Source organism: Halobacillus dabanensis (assembly GCF_900114165.1).
GTDB classification, from domain to species: domain Bacteria; phylum Bacillota; class Bacilli; order Bacillales; family Halobacillaceae; genus Halobacillus; species Halobacillus dabanensis.
The window spans coordinates 30,310-49,638 of record NZ_FOSB01000004.1; the positions used below are offsets into that span (position 1 = coordinate 30,310).

The following is a 19,329-nucleotide window of genomic DNA, read 5'->3' on the forward strand; positions in this document are numbered from 1 at the left end:
GAATGGAAGAAATCCTTGAAATTCTCATGTGGCCGGTATTTATCGGGTTCTTAATCACCCATGTTACCCTACTCCTGTTCAAACGGATGAAAGCTGTTCTTCTTACTAGTGGATTAATGGCAGGGGTTGGAGCCCTTTTGATGGTCATCGGGCTGATTCAACACCTGCTGTTGGGTGTCTATGGGGTGATCTTCATGCTCTTTGGTATCGTCTTCAACTTTCTGACTAAAGATCACATAGAAAGCAGGTGAATGCATCAATGTCCTTAAAAAAGAAAAATATCCTATTTATTAGTGGCGTGCTTATTCTTTTTCTCTCCCTCTATTGGACCGGGACGTTCGCGGATTCTCAAGGTGGTCATACAGGACTCGGACATGATCCAGCTCTGTCTCCGAACGACGAGAAAATCGCTTTCACTTATTTCGAAAATGATCATGGCACTCTTTACACAGCACCTGTGGAAGGGGGCAAAGCAGAACGTCTCCTGGAACCGGAGGAGGGAAAAGATGACCTGAAACCCGCTTATTCTCCAGACGGAAAATCGTTAGCTTTTCTACGCGAGTGGGACGGAGAAGAGCATTTGCATAAGCAATTGATGTTTTATGAAGGCGGGCATGCCCGCCCGCTGCTTGATAAAGAGGAATATGTCCCTTTTGCAGATTTCGCTCCGGATGGAGAACACCTGTATTTTGTAAAAAACAGCAAGTATACCGAAACTTATAATGATCGAACACAACCAAACGGTTTCGATATTTATAAGATGAATATAAATACAGGAAATACCGAACAAATCACGGATATGAATTCTGTTTCCATTTCTTCTTTACAAGTGATCGAGGGTGGAGAAAAACTTATGTACAGCACAAGCTACGAAACTTCCAGCATTAAAATTCTTGACCTTCAATCAGAAGAGACAAAAACCATCCTCCCTGAATCATCGGACTATTCAGAAGCTCAAAGCCCAGCGTTGTCGGCACCTAGATTATCTCCGGACGGAAAAGTCATTGCCTTTGCCGACGTCGCATCAAAAACGGAGAATGGGACATTTCAATATGAAATCTTCACCATGAACATGGATGGGGAGAACATTACCCAAGCGACCAATGTTGACGATTATGCCAGCAACCCACTGTTTTTCCAAAACTCTCAACAGCTTCTCATAACCGTCGATCGCAATTTTGCTGGAAGACAACCAGATTATGAATACTGGATCGTTGAACGTGATGGGTCCAATAAGAAAGAAATTCATATCGAAATCCCCGAACATGAAACAGGAGCACCATAAAAGAGGTGCTCCTTGCTATTAATCTTTTTCTTGATGGCTTTCTTCAAGATCGGTCGTCAATTCTTCTAACTTTTTTTCCAACACTTTCATAAAAGCGACTTTTCCTTCATTATTATCCGTGCATTCTACTGATTCGCCAAATAGATACTTCATGTGTTCTACCATTTGAGAGAAGAATTCCCCTTCTCCGATTTGTTCTAAATAAGGAGGTGACTGAAAAGCAGCCAATTCCTTTTTCAACTTTTCATTTTCTTCACGCTTTTCCCCAGATTCACTTGCGATTTTCTTCATTTCTGTTCGCAGTCTATTTTGTTCAGTCTGGTATTGAGAGTTGGACGTTTTTAGCTTCTCCCTTTCATCTTTTAATGATTGGTAATCTTTCTTCAGCCCATGCACCGTTTGCTCTGCTTCTTTCTTGAAAGCTTCATGCTCGGATTTTTCTTCTTGATATGTTGATTGTAATTCTGAAAGAGCTGTATCCGTGCGTGCCAGACGCTCGTTTGTTTCTGAGAGTTCTTTTTCAATTTCCCGAAAACGTTGCAGAAGTACCTCGCTTTGTTTTTCCAGGTCCACACACTTATTCTTGCTATGTTCTAGATCCTCCAAATACTTCTCTTCTTTTTTAGAAAACGTACCGCGGATGGTCTGACATTCTTTTAGTGCTTTCTCTTTAAGCTCTTCCTCCTGTATTCTTGCCTTCCTTTCATTATTAAAGGTATTTTGCAAAAATGTGAAATCCTTTTTGTATTGTAGTAACATTTGCTCCTTTTGGTCTAACGCTTCCTTTAACTGATTGCGCTGATCCTCCAAGTCTTCCAATTCTAAAGAAAAGGATTTTTTAGTATCTGCCATAGTGCTATTCAGCTTTTCAACTTCCTGAACAGCTTTCATCCGCGCTTCTGTTTCTGTCAGAAGTCTCTTTTGTATTTCTGCATAACTTCTTTGCAACATAGAAAGGTCTCTTTGAGATTGCGAAAAACGTCGCCGAGTCTCCTTCAGTCCCCCGTCCAAATCGTGGATTTGACCGGTTAGTTCTTCGTTCTTTCTTTCCACTTCATTGAAGCGATCCTGCCAATCTTTTATTTCATTCTTATATTTTTCTTCTTGTTCTTCATACTGCTCCACTTGCTCATCAAAACCTTGAACTCTACGGGATAATTCTCCTTTTAAAACGGATTCCTGATTATTTGATTGCTCTATTTGATCCAATAATTCTGCATTCTCTATTTTCAATTTCTCCAGTTGGGAGTAGTGATAATTATCCTGGTAATCCTCCACTTTTCTCTTATATTTGTCCAATTCAGCACGGTAATAAATCAATTTTTGCTCAAGTTGGATTATATTTTCCTTCACATCCTTCGCCCCCTTATCACAAAAATTCAATGGTCCATTTTATGATAGGAATTCACCATTTATCACTTCTCCAAAATGGAATCTTAGAGAAAGTCTAATGACTATTCACATACCTGGGTTCTAGATGTTTTATAGAAGACACGAAATGAGCACAACTTATTGAGCGACAAACGTTGCTTTTTAGATTTCACATCCAATTGTTGAATTTCATTGTTTCCTAGCTTACAAAGAATCTTGAAGCATAGACTTCAAGCTTTTCATGATGGCTCCACGATCGTGTAAGTATATTCATCCTCCTCTAAATCGATTCGAGCAGGGATGCGTATATAGAGAGCAGCTCCGTTCCAATGTGAAACGGTGGAGTCTGCCCAATGGGCTCCCTCCTCACTGAATTGATTGAAAGGAAATTCTGTACCGAACATTTTGTATTGCAGATGATGGGTCGTGCCTGGATAAACCACCAGCGCTGTCGTTTCCATGTTTACATCGGGATGGTACGCTTTTTCTACTTCATAGCCATTCACGACAATTGGCGTCTGGTAATAGCTCACATCAATAGAATCTTGGAGTTCTTGAGTACGTTCAACGAATATATTGACCCCGTTCACATCATTACTTGGAGCGTTAATGAATAGCTTTTCTTTGTCATAGGAGAAAGACCATTCTTTTTTCAGCCATTTATCTGATAACTGTTCAAGGTTTCCTCCATGGACTGCCTCATAAAATTCATTGGCTTTTTTCTCCCATGCTTCGTCATCCTGCTTCGCCTCAAGCTCTGTCTTCTCAAAAGGAAGCAAGAAGAACGTAGTGGTGGCCAATAAAAGCAATCCACCATAACCAATCAACATCCACTTTCCAGTTTTCCCACGACCTAATCCGATTTTCACACTTTTATTATTAAGAACCGTAAGCATTGTGACAATTGCCAATAACATTAATATGGGAATGAACGCTATCATAATCATTGCCTCACCTCTAAATGATTGGAAATCAGGGTGGCAAGAGAATAAAAGATGGCTGAAAACGCGATTGTTTTCAGTGTAAAGATAAGAAAACTACTTTCCTCGAAAATAAATTTAAAGAATTGAACCTGGATTGGATAATCGCCTTTTGAAAACAGAAACATCGAGCCAAACAATAGGATCGGCAACAAGATCACAAACATTTTGTTCCATTGAATGATCATCCCCGCCAAATACCCCATACTACTGAACATAAATACCAACAGAAGGGTAGCCAACATGCCTGAAAACCATACTCCTGGGCTTTCTGCGCCACTGAGGAGAAGCTTTTCTTCCCCAGGCAGAAAAATAAACGCAACAACTTTTAGTAAAAAGCTGGATAGAAGCGCTGTGATCGATGCAATACTACATAATAGAAATAAATAAATAATAGTAGAAAAGGTGCTGCTTTTCCGATTAGTTATAAAAGCAAAATCATCTTCCCGATATGCTTTCGTTGTCAAAAGGAAGGCGGTAATGAACCCCCAAAAAATCGTGAAACCTATGACGATATCAGCAGTAAAGTAACTGATACTAATGTCATAGCCTGTTCTGCCACTATTCATAGATCCAGTGCCATTCAGTGAAAAAAGTACCCCGAGGAGCTGGATGATGACAAGGGAGGTAAAGACACCGGTATAGGCCCTCCACTTATACCCAATCTGCCGCTTTACAATTTCAGCGGTCTGCACTTCGTTCAAAGACATCATCCACACTCCCCTTTCCACTTGTTTCACTCGTCATATAAACACATAAATCACTTGCAGATACCGGACTCGTGATAATACCCGCTTGCTGCATTTGTCGATATTCACCGCCGGTCAAGTCATTTCTGATAACAGCATAACAATCATCCACGGCACGGTTCTGCTTGTAAAGTACATCTCTGCCTTGTAAGAATGGTTCCATTTCAGAAATTTTTCCGGATAGCCCCACACTATATTCCTTCAAGTCATCCATGGACATGTGTAAATGCAAGGAACCTTCATGCAGGAGCACCACCTCTTCCAAAACATCTTCCATTTCTTCCAAATGGTGGGTCGACAATAAGATTGTTCTAGGATGTGCTAAATAATCCTTTAACAATGCCCGGTAAAAATCTTTTCTTACAGCAGCATCCATCCCTGTCGTCGGCTCATCAAAAATTGTAAGTGGGGAACGAGATGCAAGGCCCACTATCATGTTGAATGTACTCTCTTTCCCTTTTGATAATTCATTGTGATGCTGTTTCCTATGGAAACCAAAGTATTCGAATAACCGGAGGGCAAGGTCATGGTCCCAGTTATGATAGAAACGGCGTCCTTCTTCCAAAATCTCGTTCAACATCAAGGTTGTCGGAAAATTCATTTGATCATCGATATAGATCGTGTTCGCCGAAACAAAAAGGTTATTAAAGGGCCTTCTCCCATATACTTCCACAACTCCTGTTTTTGCTTTTGAAAAGCCAGACAAGATCTTCATCAACGTCGTTTTTCCTGCCCCATTACGACCAACCAATCCGACAATCTTATTCTCTTCTACAGAAAAGGTAAGATCGTTGAGTGCTTTTTTTCTATAATAGGTCTTGGTCAATGCTTCACATTTAATTGCCTTCATCCTTTTTCTCCCTTCCAAGCTTCCCTTACAAGTCGAATGACGTCCTCCTCCGACAGTTCCAAATACCCTGCCTCCCTGACGAGGTCTTCGATTAATGTTTTAAGCGTCTGATTTTTCCGTTTATCCATGATCATCTGTTTGGCATGTGGAGACACAAATTTTCCAATCCCACGCTTGTCGTAGAGGATTCCCTCTTCTGCAAGCTTTGTCAGCCCTTTAGCTGCTGTCGCTGGATTGATGTTATATAAATCTGAAAGTTTATACTGGGAATAAACTTTTTCATCTGCTTTGAAGTTACCATGCAAAATTTCGCTTTCCAGCCATTCTGCAATCTGGACGTAGATCGGTTTCATGCCGTCTGTATCGAGAATCAAAATATCGCCTTCTCTCCGAATGGGTACATTAGTGTTGTAATGTAGTATATTACTTTTTCTAACTTTTGACAACAACATATCCACTTTCAGGCTGTTGTACTACCAATATTTGTATGACCTGGTACGGAAATCCTTTCCGCACCAGGTCATACAAATATTGGATATTGAATCGAAGAATCTAGCATTTCTTTTAAACCATATGTTTCAAAAACCCAATAAAAGGAAAGAGTTCCATACAACATAAAAAGGAGGATCAACATGAAAGGCGTTACCTATCAAGGAAAAGAACAAATGACTGTAAAAGAAGTAGAAACACCAAAAATACAGGAAAATAGTGATATGATTGTGCGCATTACCGCTTCAGGGATTTGCGGATCTGACCTCCACTTGTATAAAGGCGGAATCGAACCTCAGGAAGATTATGTCGTTGGTCACGAGCCAATGGGCATTGTGGAGGAAGTCGGTCCAGACGTAAAGAATTTAAAAAAAGGCGACCGTGTCGTCATTCCATTTAACGTCGGCTGTGGCGAATGCTTCTTTTGTAAAAATCAGATGGAAAGCCAGTGCGATGAATCCAATCCCCACGGAGAACCAGGTGGCCTCTTCGGTTTCACAGAAATGTTCGGAGGTTATCCAGGTGGCCAAGCCGAATACCTAAGAGTTCCTTATGCAGACTTCACCTCTTTTAAAGTACCGGAGCAAAGCGAATTGGATGACGAAAGTGTGATGTTTTTATCTGATGTCATACCAACAGCGTATTGGAGTGTAGAGCATAGTGGAGTTAAACAAGGCGATACTGTTGTGATCCTCGGCAGTGGACCTATTGGACTCATGGCTCAAAAATTTGCCAAGTTAAAAGGTGCCGAACGAGTGATTGGTGTTGACCAGATTGATCACCGCCTAGAACACGGCAAGCGCACAAATAATGTCGAAACTTTCAATTTCAAAAAAGAAAATGACATCGGGGCACTCTTGCATGAGGAAACGCAAGGAGGAGCCGATGTCGTCATCGATTGTGTAGGCATGGACGGTACCGTACCTCAAGATGAAAAATTCGGTTCAGATTTCGATAATCAGTTTGGAACAATCAGTCCAATCAAAACTGCTTCTCAAGCTGTGAGAAAATTCGGTACGGTCCAATTGACCGGTGTATATGGAACAGAAGCGAACGGTTTCCCTATTGGTGACTTTTTCTCCCGTAACGTGTCACTGAAAATGGGTCAAGCTCCCGTCATTCACCTAATGCCGAAATTGTATAATATGGTCGAAAATAATGAGTTCGACCCAACAGACATCATTACTCATAGCATGCCATTGGAAGATGCCGCAAAAGGATATGACATTTTTGATAAAAAAGAAGATGGAAATATTAAAGTTATTTTGAAGCCATAAACTAAAAAACCAGGTCGTGGATATACGACCTGGTTTTTTAGCGGTTACTTATGGAAAAAAATGTATGACCTGGTACGGAATTTTCATCCGTACCAGGTCATACATTTTTTTCCACACTATACATAAAGAAAGACTGGATCTCTGTTATGAGATACAGTCTTTCTTTCCTTCAACCTGTTTTATTGCTTTTGTTATGCTGGTGATCTTGTTTTCGAATCATTTGTTTCAATTCATCCAAATCGTTCATAACCCTTTGCATATCCTCACTCTCTTGTCGGGCATGCTCTGAGAGCTGTTGAGCGTTATTGACGATTTCACCAACAATCAAATTCAATATGATGAACGTGGATACAACAATGAAAGACACAAAATATAACCAGGACCAGGTTACTTCAGCAAATATAGGGCGAAAAACGCCACTTGCCCAACTTTCTAATGTGAAAACCTGGAATAAAGTCAAAACACTCAGGTCCACATCCCCGAAATACTCCGGTGAAATGTCCCCAAAGAAACTTGTCCCGATAATCGCATAAACATAAAAAATGATGCCCATGAGAATCGTAACGGATCCAATCGCAGGAATCGCTAAAAATAGTGAATTCGTCAAACGTTTTAAAGATGGAACAATGGAAATCGTCCTTAGCACTCGTAATACTCGCAAAATCCTTAACACCCCAACAAAATGAGTGTTATATAAGACGAGGCTACCGAAAACGATGACAAAGTCAAAAATATTCCATCCTTCTTTGAAGAATTCATGGCGATAGACTACTAGTTTAAGAATAATTTCAATTGTGAAAATCGATAAAATCAATACATCCAAAAAAATAAATATGGATTGATAGTTTTCATAAATCACTTCATCGGTGGTGATACCGATAAGAACTGCGTTAAACAAAATAACAGCTAAGATAAATCGCGAAAAACCTTTATGTTCAACAAAATGGCGCAGTTTAATTCCCTTCTCCCCACTTTCTATTATCTTACTCTCAATAATGTTCTATTTCTCTCTCGTCTTTTATATAGTATTCAGTTCCAATAGTCAATAAAACAATTAAGTGAAAGCTTTCGAGGTTATGCCCATTTTTGCACATCGACACACAATTGTTGATAAGTCTTCGATTCCTGTATCATCTGTTTATCTGCATAAACCTTTGACAACCAGCGTAAAGGTTCCGGGTCACTCGGTTTCAATTCCATTTCCATTTGAAAGCATTCGAGAGCGCGATCTAACTGATTGAATTCATAATATAGTTCTCCTAGTTCCTGCATACAATCAAGATCCTCTCTAATTTGATTCATTCTCTCTATTTTTCTAGCTAAAGGAGATTTTTGCGGGAACTCTTGAAGTTTATTGTGTACATCTTCTAGCTCCAAAACCTCTAAAAGGCCAGCCACATACTTTTCAAAAAGTACTCCTGCTTGATCAGGATTTTCCGAGTACAACCGCTTCATAATCGGAGAGAACTGTTCTGGATTTGTACGGAAACCATCTTTCTCAAGCAACAAAGCCACCTTGCCTAGCTGCTTCTCATCCAGGACCACGTCACGCTCTTTAAACAGGAAGGCAATCTCTTTCAACTTTTCATCTAATAAGTACTGTTGCAAAAGGTCTTCCGTCACTCCTTCCAAAGCAGGAATGGACCGAGAGAGCTGTTCAAGTAACAAAGCGCGACTGCCCGGATCGAAATACTTTTGTGTAAAATTTCTATACGCTTGATACCTTTCACTTGTAGGATGATCATAAAGGGCAGCCATTAAGTACGCACTCACTTCAATCCACCGTTTTTCTTTTTCCAAGAGAAGCAAGCGGTCATCATAGGCTGCTTTCGCTTCTGCAAATAATGAGTCACGTTCGAAGATGGTTTTTGATTCTTCTAAGTATAATCCTTGAATTTTTCTGAAGGACAAATCGTTTGCCACTTCTTTGACGAAGCGATTATTCGGTGCAAAATCGATTAAAACCCGGATAATACGATAAGCTCCGGACATGCTTCCTTCTCGGCGATAGTGATAGAAGATTGCTTTGATATCCTGGAATAATTGTTTCTTAGGAATGAATGATTCAAAGTAGGTGAGGATTTTCGCTTGTTCCTGTCTGGAAAAATCACGTTCCATTTTCTTTTTCAACTGAGGGTAGCTGATTTTTCGGAGTGGGGTGTTGGAATCAACCAATGCTTGTAAAAATGGATGTGGGGCTTCATAAACGGTCCCTTCCCTGAATGAGCGGGCGAGATAGGAATGAACTTTCATCCGCTTTGTTTTCACAGCTGTGAGGAACTTTTGCTTATAAAAAAAGAGCATATAACATGCTGCTTGGTCATCGTAAGTTTCTATTACTTGCATTTGTTCATAGAATACAACACGGGCGGGTGTCAGGCATAGGTCGTTTTTCTTGTGCGAACTGCTTAAGAGAATCGTTTTCATCATACCAGCCTCCCTCTTTCTTTAACTATACCACACGTGGAAACGTCTTTAAAAAGAATTCCTGAAGAAGCACAGCACCCTTATCTGCCACTCCTTTCCTAGAAAGAGCTTTAATATGAAACTAATATTTGTAAAAGCCCTGTCACACTCGTAAAAAACATACCTTGTTAAAAAGTCTGTCAACCCTATTTAACTAACAAAATATTTTTCCGTAGGATATTCATTCCAATTCAATGCAAACAGTCTCTTTCAGAAAAGTGCTTTTATTTCAGGGACTAAAGTCGGTTCTTACATTACTTATTTCCTTCCTCCATCATCACATGGAAAAGATATCCTCCATTGTTACAAGAGTCCGATGGTACGATTAAGTCGTTCCAAAAAACAAAGGTTTCAAGGAGGAATTTTTAACATGATGAAAAAATCATTGATTATCACAGGAGCAGTTGCCCTATCCTTACTAGCTTCTCCAGCTACGTCTCTAGCATCAACAGGAGAAGTACAGCAAAACGTACAAGTAGAAACAAAAACTATTCAAATAGATTCCGGGCAATTGAACGACTGGATCAGTAAAAATGAAAATGCTTTGAAGAGCAATAACCTTCAGCAAGAAGACTTCCAATCTTTCATTGATCAATACGTGCAAAAATATCAAAAAGCTCCAGAACAACCGAAACAAGAACAACCTGAAAAAGAAACACCTAAACAAGAAGAACCTGCTCCCCAACCAGAAGCTGAACAAGCCCCGACACAAGAGCAGTCTTCTGATGAGGAAGTACAACAAGAAGAAAACACACAAGAACAAGCAACTTCTGAAGTTTCCGCTTTTGAAAAGCAAGTCGTTGAATTGACAAACCAGGAGCGTGAAAAACAAGGACTAGCGCCACTGAAATTAGACACGGAACTAAGTACAGTAGCGAAAGACAAGTCTCTCGATATGCAACAAAACAATTACTTTTCTCACAACAGTCCTAACCACGGTTCTCCATTTGACATGATGAATTCTTATGGCATAGACTACCGTACAGCTGGTGAGAACATCGCGATGGGACAAACATCCCCAGAACAAGTTGTTGAAGGCTGGATGAACAGTCAAGGGCACCGCGAAAATATCATGAACCCTGACTTCACACACATTGGAGTGGGTCATGCCGAAAACGGTAACTACTGGACTCAAATGTTCATCGGTAAATAATAGATGCTTTGAGCATGAGCCACCGGGCCCATTTCCGGTGGCTTTTTTTGTTCCTTCCTGCTTTGGTGGGAAAGGTCACCCTAAAAGGTTGTTTGTAACAGAATTGTGAACGGAAAAGTTTTTTTCTTTTTTATATGTATAAAATCTATTGCAATTAGTCTGAATATTCCATAAAATCAATCATAATTTAACTATATCAAATCAGAAGGAAGTGTTCTTTTGAATACAAAAACAGTGAGCCACCTTTACAACGTCTGCCCCCTTTGCCACGGAAACGGTGCCTACCTGGAATATGACGACAGCAAAGCAAACATGATCATGGATCATTATCAACGCACCAATCATGCCAATGACACGCACGCATGGAAGCTAGCGATTGAAGAAACGAGTTACAGTACGGAATGCGGTCGTTGCCACGGTAATGGACACGTGTTGAATGACGAAGGTAAGGAAATGTATCGTGCATTACAACAGTTTGCTTAAATGAAAAGAACCGCCCCTCTATGGTGGGGCGGTATCATATTTTGGAGCAGCAGAAGCATTTACTTAAGCAACAAAAAACTACACAAAGGCGTGTTAAGCCGAAAATTCACTCCATATTCTTATTCATCACTAATTGAATCATCCTCACCATTTTTCTCTATCAGCAAAATTTCTTCCCCTAATTGCTCTATTTTTTCTTCCAGCGTCTTCATGAAAACCATTTTAGAGTCCAATTGTTCTTCATATTCAAACGTCTGGCCTAGAATATTTTTCATTTGTTGATCTAAGAGAGCAAGTAGATCGCCCGACTCCCCCTCTACATCCCCTTCGGAATAGATCCCTAAGATTTTTTCATTTTGCCTTTTCAGTTGTTCATTCGTTTCCTGAAGAATAGTTAGTGAATTAACTTTCTCTTTTACCTCCTCTTTCAAATCTTCTTGTTTCTGTTCTAAGGCTTTCTTTTCTTCGCTCCATGCCTTTTCTTGCTTTTGAAACGTTAATTGTTTTTCTTTCCACTCATCAAGGGTATTCGTTAGCTTTTGATTCCGTTGCTTCAGTTGATTTATTTCTTCATTTGCATTTTTAATAGTTTCTGTTTGTAATGCTTTTTGTTCGTTTGATTCCTCTTCTGCTTCTGATAATAGTTTTTTCAAACGTTGAACGTTTTGGTAGAGTTCTTCATTTTTCTGCTCTAATTGTTTCTTTCCCTCATTAATATACTCCAATTGAGTCTCTTGTTCTTGTTTAATAGTTTTATATTCCTTGATAGTTGCTTCCAGTTCATTTATAAGGCTTTTCAAACTTACTGATTCTTCTTCATATTCATGTATGCATGATTGATATTCTGCTGCTTTTTTGTTGGACTGTTGTTGAAGGTTCTGCAATTCTCCGTCTCTTGTTTTTAGTTCCTCTTGTTTTTGTTTGAGTTGGTCCTGCAAATACGACGATTCCTTTCGCAGCACAATGACCCTTTGAGAAGCATCCTGATAATTTTCTTGATACTGATTGGCTTTTTCTTTCCAGAGTTTTGTTTCGTGTACCTGCTCTTCCTTAAGCTTAACTGCCTTCGCCAATTGTTCTTCTAAACCTTGAATGCGCTTATTCAATTCTTGAGAGGTCACATTCCGATCTTTTTTCAATGCGTTTTGTTCTTCTAACAACTTTGCATTTTCCTTTTTCAACTTTTCTAGTAAAGCGTAATGGTAATTTTCCTGGTAGTCTTTGACTTTTTCTTTATATTTGGCTAGTTCGGATTTAAAATGGATGATTTTTTGCTGTAATAAGATTGTATCTTTCTCCATACCCAAACCTCCTCAAACAAATTATCCACCACGTAATCTAATACGATAGAAATCATCTACTCTAAAAGGTCAAGAATTTGTTTAAAGCCTTGTTCGGTCTCCTTCATGACTTGCTCCCAATCCTCTGATGACTCAGAAGAAGACATCTTGTTATCGCCTTCTTGTGTCTGGTTTTTGTTCATCATAAACATCATCAACAACATTTGTAGTGTACGGTCGTCTAAAAAAGCGAAACTCTGATTATTTTGATCCTTACTCGTTTTTAAATCATCTACTTGTTGGCTCATCCACTCTTTAAGCCACTTTTTCAACAAGAGTTGAAGTTCGCGGTCATTCATTAGATTTTTCCTCCCGCCCCACAGGTGTCCCACTAACATTAATATTATTCAGGGCAGCAATGCCACTTGTTTCTTCCTCTCCATAGGTGAATCCCATCATGCTTCCTGCGTATTTTTGTTCAGATGTCCACTTTAATTGGAAATTGGAAAAAGTCAGTGTCTCACCAGGTTCAATGCTGTCTTTACCAGAAGGTCTCAACCAATATTCTTCTTTTTCTGTCGCTTCGTTCAAACGTTCCCAAGCCCCTGACATTTTCATTTTTTGAATGGAATCCTTATACACATACTTTCCTGAAAAATGAAAAGGAGATTCAGGAGAGATTTTCAAACATATATATGGCTGTATAAAAGGCCGATCACCAAGATTTTGAACATGGTAACTGCCGAAAATCATACTTTCACTGCTGGAATCATAGAAAAAGTGAGTCGAATATGTAAAAAAACTGATCACCTTCAATCCTCTTGTCTGCTTCTTTAATTGAGAAATCCTTTCTTTTATTTCCTCTATATGATCCATATTCTTCTTTCTCCATTCCAATAATTTCCTTGAGGTAGGGTCCATTTTTTCACCTCCAAAAAAATAAAGAGAGGAAAGAATCCTCTCTAAAATCTTATGCCGATTGATTATCCAATATCACCGTTATCGTCATCCCCATTAGGGAACAATACCGGGCATTGTGGCGGGATTGTTGGGGCAGGGCAAGGTGGGATCGGAAGAATGTCTCTTGGCTGACAGAAGTCTGCTACCAACTCTAGAGTCACATCAAATGTGGATTGGATGCTTTGGCATAGACGGACAGTAACAGTTACGTCAAGTTCATCAGCTTCTGTCCCGTTTTCTACACAAGTAGCTGTACAAACAAAGCAGTCAAGATCAGTATATGTGACGTCGACATCTGTTCCTTCCGGTGCACAAAGAAGCACTTGTTCACAGCGTGTAAATGTAGCTGTTCCTACTTCAACTGTTCCTCCACCCAATTCAGGTACAAGATCGACAAAGATCGTTACCTCGAAATTCTTACGGATATTGACAATTTGTAGTGTCAACAACGTACCGTCTACCATCAGTTCTTGATCTACGCGCCCTAGTACTTCGATTGGATCATCTTCTGTAGGTGCTACTGTACATGTTACCGTGTCAATTTCAATATCGTCACACTCTAATGGTGTGCCATCAGGACCGACTGGCAACTCTAAGTCATCGACAGTAAGATCAAACGATGCCTCATTAATAATCCAATCATAAACTTTCTCTGTGTTGATACAAAGGAGCTCTTGACCCCCAGTTAAATTTTTTGCTTGCATGATTTGCAAACACCTCCGAATAAGATTTTTTCTTTCATTCGTAGCATATGAACGGATATACTGTTGGGTCTAGTACTATCGCTGATATTTGATTTTTTTTTACATTTTGTGCGAACACCTATATTAGATGCATTACTCGGATTTTTGTGAATCCTTCCCCCGGAAAACGTCTAATATTTAAGATGTTCAAGCATAGAATGATAAATAAAAGGAATGGACGGATCACTTGTTAGTAAGGGATTTAAAAACCGGCACATTTGTCACGTATTGGTGAATCATCAATAGTATATTAATGTGCTGCAAAAGGGTGATGAGTGATGGACCGATACAGATTGAATGATACGGAAGAACTCACAGCAATGAAGGAAAAACTAAATATTTATAAAGGGATGTTGCGCTCAATAAAGTCAGGAAACGTACTTGAAGACTACCTTCTATCAAAAACAGAATCATACGAATTTAAAATTATTTCAGAAGGAGTAATGAAAAAAATGGAGGATTATCATTATGGATCTGAAGAAAGGACAAAACAACTGTCTGCACAGATTCAGTCTGTCACTGAAACCGTAAGTGGTTTGAAAAATGATATTGCTTTAATAAAAGAAAAAATGGATCGTCTCCAAGTCCACGATCTCATAGGAAAGATGAATCAAATCATAGACACACAACAGCATCCCGTGAAAAATGAAAAGGAATATGAAGTCGATTATTTGAAAGAAGAACTCGCAAAATTAAAAAAGGAAATGATCTCTACTCACCAGCAAGCGACTGCTCAGGAAGCGTATATACAGCAGGGGCAAAAAACTTCATCAAAAACATCCGATTTCCGGAAACTTCAAAATATGTTGCAATCATCCAGGCAATTTAATCCTGGAAAAAATGATTATTACCCGACAATGAATCAAAACCGTTCCTACAATCCTAACCAGCCAACTTTCCAACGAAAAAACAAAAACCACACCGAACCACCAATTCCTAAGTTTGGAAAATCGAGGGGTTCGACAAGCAAAAATCGCACATACATCAACCCTCAAATGGAAATGTATCAAAATAGCGTCGTCCGAACGGATTCAAAAAAAAACGTTGAGGAATCCGCCCAGGAATTAGATAAACCAGTAAGCCGCTCTATTGATAAAAAAGAGGTCAATGTACAATTCAAAAAGCACAAGGAATCGGAAAAGGAAACGGTCGAGTGGAAGAACGAGGACCAAGATACCTTCTCACAAAAGAAAGACGATGAACCCACTGAGCCACTAAAAGAAACTAACAATGTTGATGCTGAAAAGTCGGGCTCAAATGAGGTTATACCAAGTAATGAGAATAAGAATACAAGTACGATGGAGACTTATTCAACAAACGCTCAGGAGAAAGAAAATAAAGCCATTCTAAAAGAGGAAAATATTAATTCAAACCAAAACCCGGTTGATGCGGAATCCACGGTAGCGTATGAATTGGAAGAGGAAAGCAAAGAAGCGATTGAAAAACCAGCAAAAAAAATGGAATTCCCCTCATTCTTTTCGATTTTTCAAAAGAAGAATTAAAGAGGGATGAACATGAATATTCCAAAACCTCTTTACGATCAAATGATTGATCACGGACACAAACAATTACCGTATGAAGCATGTGGATTGCTCGCTGGAAATGACCAAAATGATGTTTTGTCAGTCTGGCCACTTGAGAATGAAAATGAATCTCGAGTTCGTTATTATGTAAGTAAGAAGGTAGTCAGCAAAACGTTAAAACAAATTGCATCAAGGGGACAAAAGGTGTTGGCGATTTATCACTCACACCCTACGACAGCACCTTATCCCTCCTATACAGACATTCACCATCATCCCGATGAAGACATAAAAATGATTATTGTATCGTTCAAGAAAACTCTTCCTGAAGTAAGGTGCTTCACTATTAATGCTCCCACCTATGAACAATACCCATTTTCCATCATAACTTCCTAATAGCCCTTCCCTTTTAACCAAAAGTACTTATAATACATTATAAAAGAAAAGGAGAGATATTCTTGAAGGCAAAAGAAGTGAAAAAACAGGGACGACTCAGTCCAGTGAAAAAGTCAAATGAACCGATTGTTATTAATACGTCGGCATCTAATAATAAGCGTGCCGTTAAACGGGGCGGATGCTGCGGTAAAAAGAGATCCTAAACATTTTCTCACCTCCGAATGAGAAAAATGATCGTTTAAATGAAATTATTATATGAATTATAAATATACTCCTGATTCAACCAAGAGGAGTTTTAATATATAGTATTGGTCAATTTACGTGGTTGAAAAGGGAGGAAATCACGGGCAATGCAGGATTCTGATAAACGAAAAACGATGGATAACGATCAAAAGTTAAACCCTCAGAAGAACAAACGAGCTGCCCTCCCTTCCTTTATAAATAAAGTTACCCCTTAATCCAGATGGATGGGGGTGATTTTTATATCAGCCTTCTACTGTTAAGTTCTTCTCAAATGGGCTGGTATTGTTTCCGCACAATACATCACCTTCTTGATATCTTCAATTGTCCTCAGTGAAATTCACCCGTTGGAAAAATCGATGTTATCGCGATAGTTTGCAAGGATATCCTAATGGACGAGCCTTATTCTGCACTCTGTCTTACATATTATGAAGGTAATGAAATCCCCTTTCCCTTCCCTGTTTCACAACCAACTTAATTTCTGAAGAAAATTTCTATTAATTTTTATCCTCACATGGGTGCAGGTTTATAGAAATCCATCGGATGGGTACTCTATTTTAAGGAGTAAGTGAGCAATTACTTTGAAACTGAGACAAAATAATTTTATGCTGAAACAGACAAAGAAAGGAAAGGTGGATGCAGCATGCTTTTTGATTCCTATAAATTAGACAATAAACAACTGAAAAACCGTTATGTAGTTGCACCGATGACCCGGATCAGTGCAGAAGCAGACGGCCGTGCCAATGATCGGATGAAAAAATATTATCAGCGTTTTGCTAAAGGTGGCTTTAGTACCATCATTTCAGAAGGGATTTATCCAGATACATCCTTCAGCCAGGGGTACAACAATCAACCTGGATTGGCTACAGACATCCAGGCAGACGCTTGGAAGCCGGTCGTGGAAGCGGTCCATGAAGAAGGAAGTCTGATGATTGCCCAACTGATGCATGCGGGTGGGCAAAGCCAGGGAAATGCTTATACCGATGAAACCATCGCTCCATCTGCCATTGCTCCAAAAGGGGAACAGTTAGGCTTTTATGGAGGTTCTGGACCATTTCAGACACCAAAAGCGATGGATGATCAGGATTTCCTCGAAGTAAAAATGGATTTCGTCAACAGTGCCCTTCGGGCGAAGGAAGCAGGTTTTGATGGAGTAGAACTTCATGGAGCCAACGGCTATTTGCTGGATCAATTTTTGACAGATTACCTGAACAAGCGCGATGATCAATATGGAGGATCTGTTGAAAACCGCTTGCGCTTTATACTTGAAGTTATCGACGAAGTGATTGCAGAAGTCGGTGAAGACTTTATCGTTGGTATTCGTATATCCCAAGGGAAAGTTGCCGATCAGGAACACAAATGGGCCGGTGGCGAAAATGAAGCAGAAGAGATTTTCGGTACTTTAGGAAAGACAGGACTAGATTACATCCACGTTACAGACGGTGATGCGACGGCTCCTTCCTTTGGTGAGGGATCCAAAACACTTACCGGCGCAGCAAAGACTTATGGCGGGATTACTGTCATTGCCAATGGACAATTGCAAGATCGGGACAAAGCAGAAGGTCTTCTCGATTCCGGGCAAGCAGATCTCATTGCAATCGGAACCGGGGCTTTAGCGAACCCGGACTTACCCCACAAAGTAAGAGATGGCGAAGAACTGAACGCATTCGATTTTGAAAAAACATTACTGCCTCAAGCAGAAGTGAAAGATCATGAGTTGAATGCTCCGGTTAAAAAATAAACAAGAGAGCCAAAGACCCGAGTGCATGGGAACAGCACTCTGGTCTTTTTACTAACCTACTTTATGATTTGGACTTTCCGGAGCATGCGTCCCTCTATTTCCAGTACCTTGAAGGTCAAATTATTACGCTCCAGTACATCCCCTTCCTTCGGGAATTCATTGAACTCTTTTAATAAATATCCAGCTAGAACATCCTCTTCTTCTGGAATTTCTGTGTCAAAAATAGAATTCAATCGGCGTAATGTGATTTTTCCATCACAAATCAATTCTGTCTCCGATACTTTTTCAATAATCGAATCACTCTCTATGTCCATTTCGTCTTCAATTTCTAATCCGATCATTGCTTCAATAACATCCTCGTGAGTCAGTACCCCTTCTGTGCCGCCATATTCATCAAGAACGATCGCCATGTGCTTTTTCTCTTTTGTCATTTTTCGGAAGACCCATTCAATTTTATGAAATTCATAGACAACTAAAGGGTCTTTGTACGTATAATTCTCCAGAGGTTTTTCAGGTTCCATAGCCCAGGAGATCAAATACTTGGAGTGAAAAACAGAAATGATATCATCCATATCTTTTCCGTAAACTGGATATCTTGTAAACGGGTGTTGAATGACCATATCACGGACTTCTTCAAATGTTGCTTCACTATCAATAGCGATTACATCCACTCTTGGTGTTTTTAGAACGTCTTTCACATTCAAGTTATAAAAGTCTAGTACCCCTTTGATTCGATGGGATTCTGCTTCATTGAAAGTCCCTTCTGAATCCGCGATATCGACCATTGTCCGCAGTTCTTCTTTAGAGATGGACGTTTCATAGGACTGCCCTTTAGCTAAAGCCCTCGTAATAAAGCCAGTCAACCAGTTCAATACGACAGTGATCGGCTTGAAAATAAAAACAAAAAAACGAATGACTGGGGAGACTGCCATCGCAATCCGGTCAGGAAAGGCAGCCGCGACAGACTTCGGAATAACTTCTGAAAAGATGATGATCATCACCGTTAATACAGCAGAAGCAATTCCAACACTGAATCCATATTGTATAGCCAATGTAGTCACTAATGTCGGTAATAAAATGTTTGCGATATTGTTACCAATCAAAATCGTAGTAATGAATTCGCTAGGCTTTGATATTAAAATTAATAGTTTTTCCGCCTTTTTATCATCTTTTTTAGCTTTAGATTGAAGTTTCATTTTATTAGCTGCTGTTAGCGCCGTTTCACTTCCGGAAAAGAAAAGCGAAACAAACAATAGTAAAATGATCGCAATGATCACGAGTGAATTCCTCCTTGATTATGTATGTCAATGTTTTTTGCCAGTCTATTTGTAGAATGATTGTACCCT

Annotated in this window: 20 protein-coding genes; 8 read left to right on the forward strand and 12 right to left on the reverse strand. The window is 39.6% G+C overall.

What is annotated here, in order from left to right; genetic code table 11:
* The first annotated feature begins 2 nt into the window (after positions 1–2).
* Together BMZ58_RS07990 and BMZ58_RS07995 are read left to right on the forward strand one after the other, a co-directional pair.
* Positions 3–251 (forward strand): hypothetical protein, encoded by a 249-nt coding sequence (locus BMZ58_RS07990; RefSeq protein WP_075036036.1) that lies wholly within the window; start codon positions 3–5, stop codon positions 249–251.
* A gap of 8 nt (positions 252–259) precedes the next feature.
* Positions 260–1,285 carry a TolB family protein gene (locus BMZ58_RS07995; protein ID WP_075036037.1) on the forward strand — a complete coding sequence of 342 codons (1,026 nt, stop codon included), beginning with the start codon at positions 260–262 and terminating at the stop codon, positions 1,283–1,285.
* An 18-nt stretch (positions 1,286–1,303) separates the two neighbouring features.
* On the opposite strand, the gene BMZ58_RS08000 is transcribed toward BMZ58_RS07995, so the two are convergent.
* The 5 genes from BMZ58_RS08000 to BMZ58_RS08020 form a co-directional block, all read right to left on the reverse strand.
* A complete protein-coding gene (locus BMZ58_RS08000; protein WP_075036038.1) occupies positions 1,304–2,638 on the reverse strand; it encodes a coiled-coil domain-containing protein in 1,335 nt (444 codons plus the stop codon).
* Between the two features lie 257 nt (positions 2,639–2,895).
* Positions 2,896–3,603, reverse strand: coding sequence for a hypothetical protein (locus BMZ58_RS08005; protein ID WP_075036039.1), 708 nt, complete (start codon positions 3,601–3,603; stop codon positions 2,896–2,898).
* Positions 3,600–4,346 (reverse strand): hypothetical protein, encoded by a 747-nt coding sequence (locus BMZ58_RS08010; protein WP_075036040.1) that lies wholly within the window; start codon positions 4,344–4,346, stop codon positions 3,600–3,602. The genes BMZ58_RS08005 and BMZ58_RS08010 overlap by 4 nt, the downstream gene beginning before the upstream one ends.
* Entirely contained in the window at positions 4,318–5,235 is a 918-nt protein-coding gene (locus BMZ58_RS08015) for an ATP-binding cassette domain-containing protein (RefSeq protein WP_075036041.1), read from the reverse strand. Before BMZ58_RS08015 ends, BMZ58_RS08010 begins: the two co-directional genes overlap by 29 nt.
* A complete protein-coding gene (locus tag BMZ58_RS08020; RefSeq protein ID WP_075036042.1) occupies positions 5,232–5,609 on the reverse strand; it encodes a GntR family transcriptional regulator in 378 nt (125 codons plus the stop codon). Before BMZ58_RS08020 ends, BMZ58_RS08015 begins: the two co-directional genes overlap by 4 nt.
* A 258-nt stretch (positions 5,610–5,867) precedes the next feature.
* Between BMZ58_RS08020 and BMZ58_RS08025 the strand changes: the two genes are divergently transcribed.
* Complete coding sequence (locus BMZ58_RS08025; RefSeq protein WP_075036043.1) at positions 5,868–7,001, forward strand: zinc-dependent alcohol dehydrogenase; 1,134 nt, start codon at positions 5,868–5,870, stop codon at positions 6,999–7,001.
* 169 nt (positions 7,002–7,170) lie between these two features.
* On the opposite strand, the gene BMZ58_RS08030 is transcribed toward BMZ58_RS08025, so the two are convergent.
* Together BMZ58_RS08030 and BMZ58_RS08035 are read right to left on the reverse strand one after the other, a co-directional pair.
* Positions 7,171–7,980, reverse strand: a complete 810-nt coding sequence (locus tag BMZ58_RS08030) for an ion transporter (RefSeq protein WP_075036044.1) — start codon at positions 7,978–7,980, stop codon at positions 7,171–7,173.
* A gap of 95 nt (positions 7,981–8,075) precedes the next feature.
* Positions 8,076–9,431 carry a hypothetical protein gene (locus tag BMZ58_RS08035; protein WP_139207313.1) on the reverse strand — a complete coding sequence of 452 codons (1,356 nt, stop codon included), beginning with the start codon at positions 9,429–9,431 and terminating at the stop codon, positions 8,076–8,078.
* A gap of 409 nt (positions 9,432–9,840) precedes the next feature.
* Between BMZ58_RS08035 and BMZ58_RS08040 the strand changes: the two genes are divergently transcribed.
* Both BMZ58_RS08040 and BMZ58_RS08045 read left to right on the forward strand, forming a co-directional pair.
* Positions 9,841–10,620, forward strand: a complete 780-nt coding sequence (locus BMZ58_RS08040) for a CAP domain-containing protein (protein WP_075036286.1) — start codon at positions 9,841–9,843, stop codon at positions 10,618–10,620.
* 219 nt (positions 10,621–10,839) lie between these two features.
* Entirely contained in the window at positions 10,840–11,103 is a 264-nt protein-coding gene (locus BMZ58_RS08045; protein ID WP_075036046.1) for a hypothetical protein, read from the forward strand.
* 119 nt (positions 11,104–11,222) lie between these two features.
* Here the strand turns inward: BMZ58_RS08045 and BMZ58_RS08050 are convergent, their stop codons facing one another.
* From BMZ58_RS08050 to BMZ58_RS08065, 4 genes are all read right to left on the reverse strand, one after another.
* Entirely contained in the window at positions 11,223–12,404 is a 1,182-nt protein-coding gene (locus BMZ58_RS08050) for a coiled-coil domain-containing protein (RefSeq protein ID WP_075036047.1), read from the reverse strand.
* A 56-nt stretch (positions 12,405–12,460) separates the two neighbouring features.
* Positions 12,461–12,742, reverse strand: coding sequence for a hypothetical protein (locus BMZ58_RS08055; protein ID WP_075036048.1), 282 nt, complete (start codon positions 12,740–12,742; stop codon positions 12,461–12,463).
* Positions 12,735–13,304 carry a hypothetical protein gene (locus BMZ58_RS08060; RefSeq protein WP_075036049.1) on the reverse strand — a complete coding sequence of 190 codons (570 nt, stop codon included), beginning with the start codon at positions 13,302–13,304 and terminating at the stop codon, positions 12,735–12,737. Before BMZ58_RS08060 ends, BMZ58_RS08055 begins: the two co-directional genes overlap by 8 nt.
* A 62-nt stretch (positions 13,305–13,366) precedes the next feature.
* Positions 13,367–14,047 carry a BMQ_0737 family morphogenetic spore coat protein gene (locus tag BMZ58_RS08065; RefSeq protein WP_075036050.1) on the reverse strand — a complete coding sequence of 227 codons (681 nt, stop codon included), beginning with the start codon at positions 14,045–14,047 and terminating at the stop codon, positions 13,367–13,369.
* A gap of 317 nt (positions 14,048–14,364) precedes the next feature.
* Here BMZ58_RS08065 and BMZ58_RS08070 point away from each other — a divergent pair, with 317 nt between their 5' ends.
* From BMZ58_RS08070 to BMZ58_RS08080, 3 genes are all read left to right on the forward strand, one after another.
* Positions 14,365–15,588: a hypothetical protein gene (locus BMZ58_RS08070; protein ID WP_075036051.1), complete on the forward strand. Its 1,224-nt coding sequence runs from the start codon at positions 14,365–14,367 to the stop codon at positions 15,586–15,588.
* Positions 15,589–15,600: 12 nt separating this feature from the next.
* The gene (locus tag BMZ58_RS08075) at positions 15,601–16,002 is read left to right on the forward strand and encodes a M67 family metallopeptidase (RefSeq protein WP_075036052.1); all 402 of its coding nucleotides are present in this window, start codon (positions 15,601–15,603) and stop codon (positions 16,000–16,002) included.
* 883 nt (positions 16,003–16,885) lie between these two features.
* Entirely contained in the window at positions 16,886–17,983 is a 1,098-nt protein-coding gene (locus BMZ58_RS08080) for an oxidoreductase (protein ID WP_075036053.1), read from the forward strand.
* 56 nt (positions 17,984–18,039) lie between these two features.
* Here the strand turns inward: BMZ58_RS08080 and BMZ58_RS08085 are convergent, their stop codons facing one another.
* Complete coding sequence (locus BMZ58_RS08085) at positions 18,040–19,260, reverse strand: hemolysin family protein (RefSeq protein WP_075036054.1); 1,221 nt, start codon at positions 19,258–19,260, stop codon at positions 18,040–18,042.
* Between the last annotated feature and the right edge of the window lie 69 nt (positions 19,261–19,329).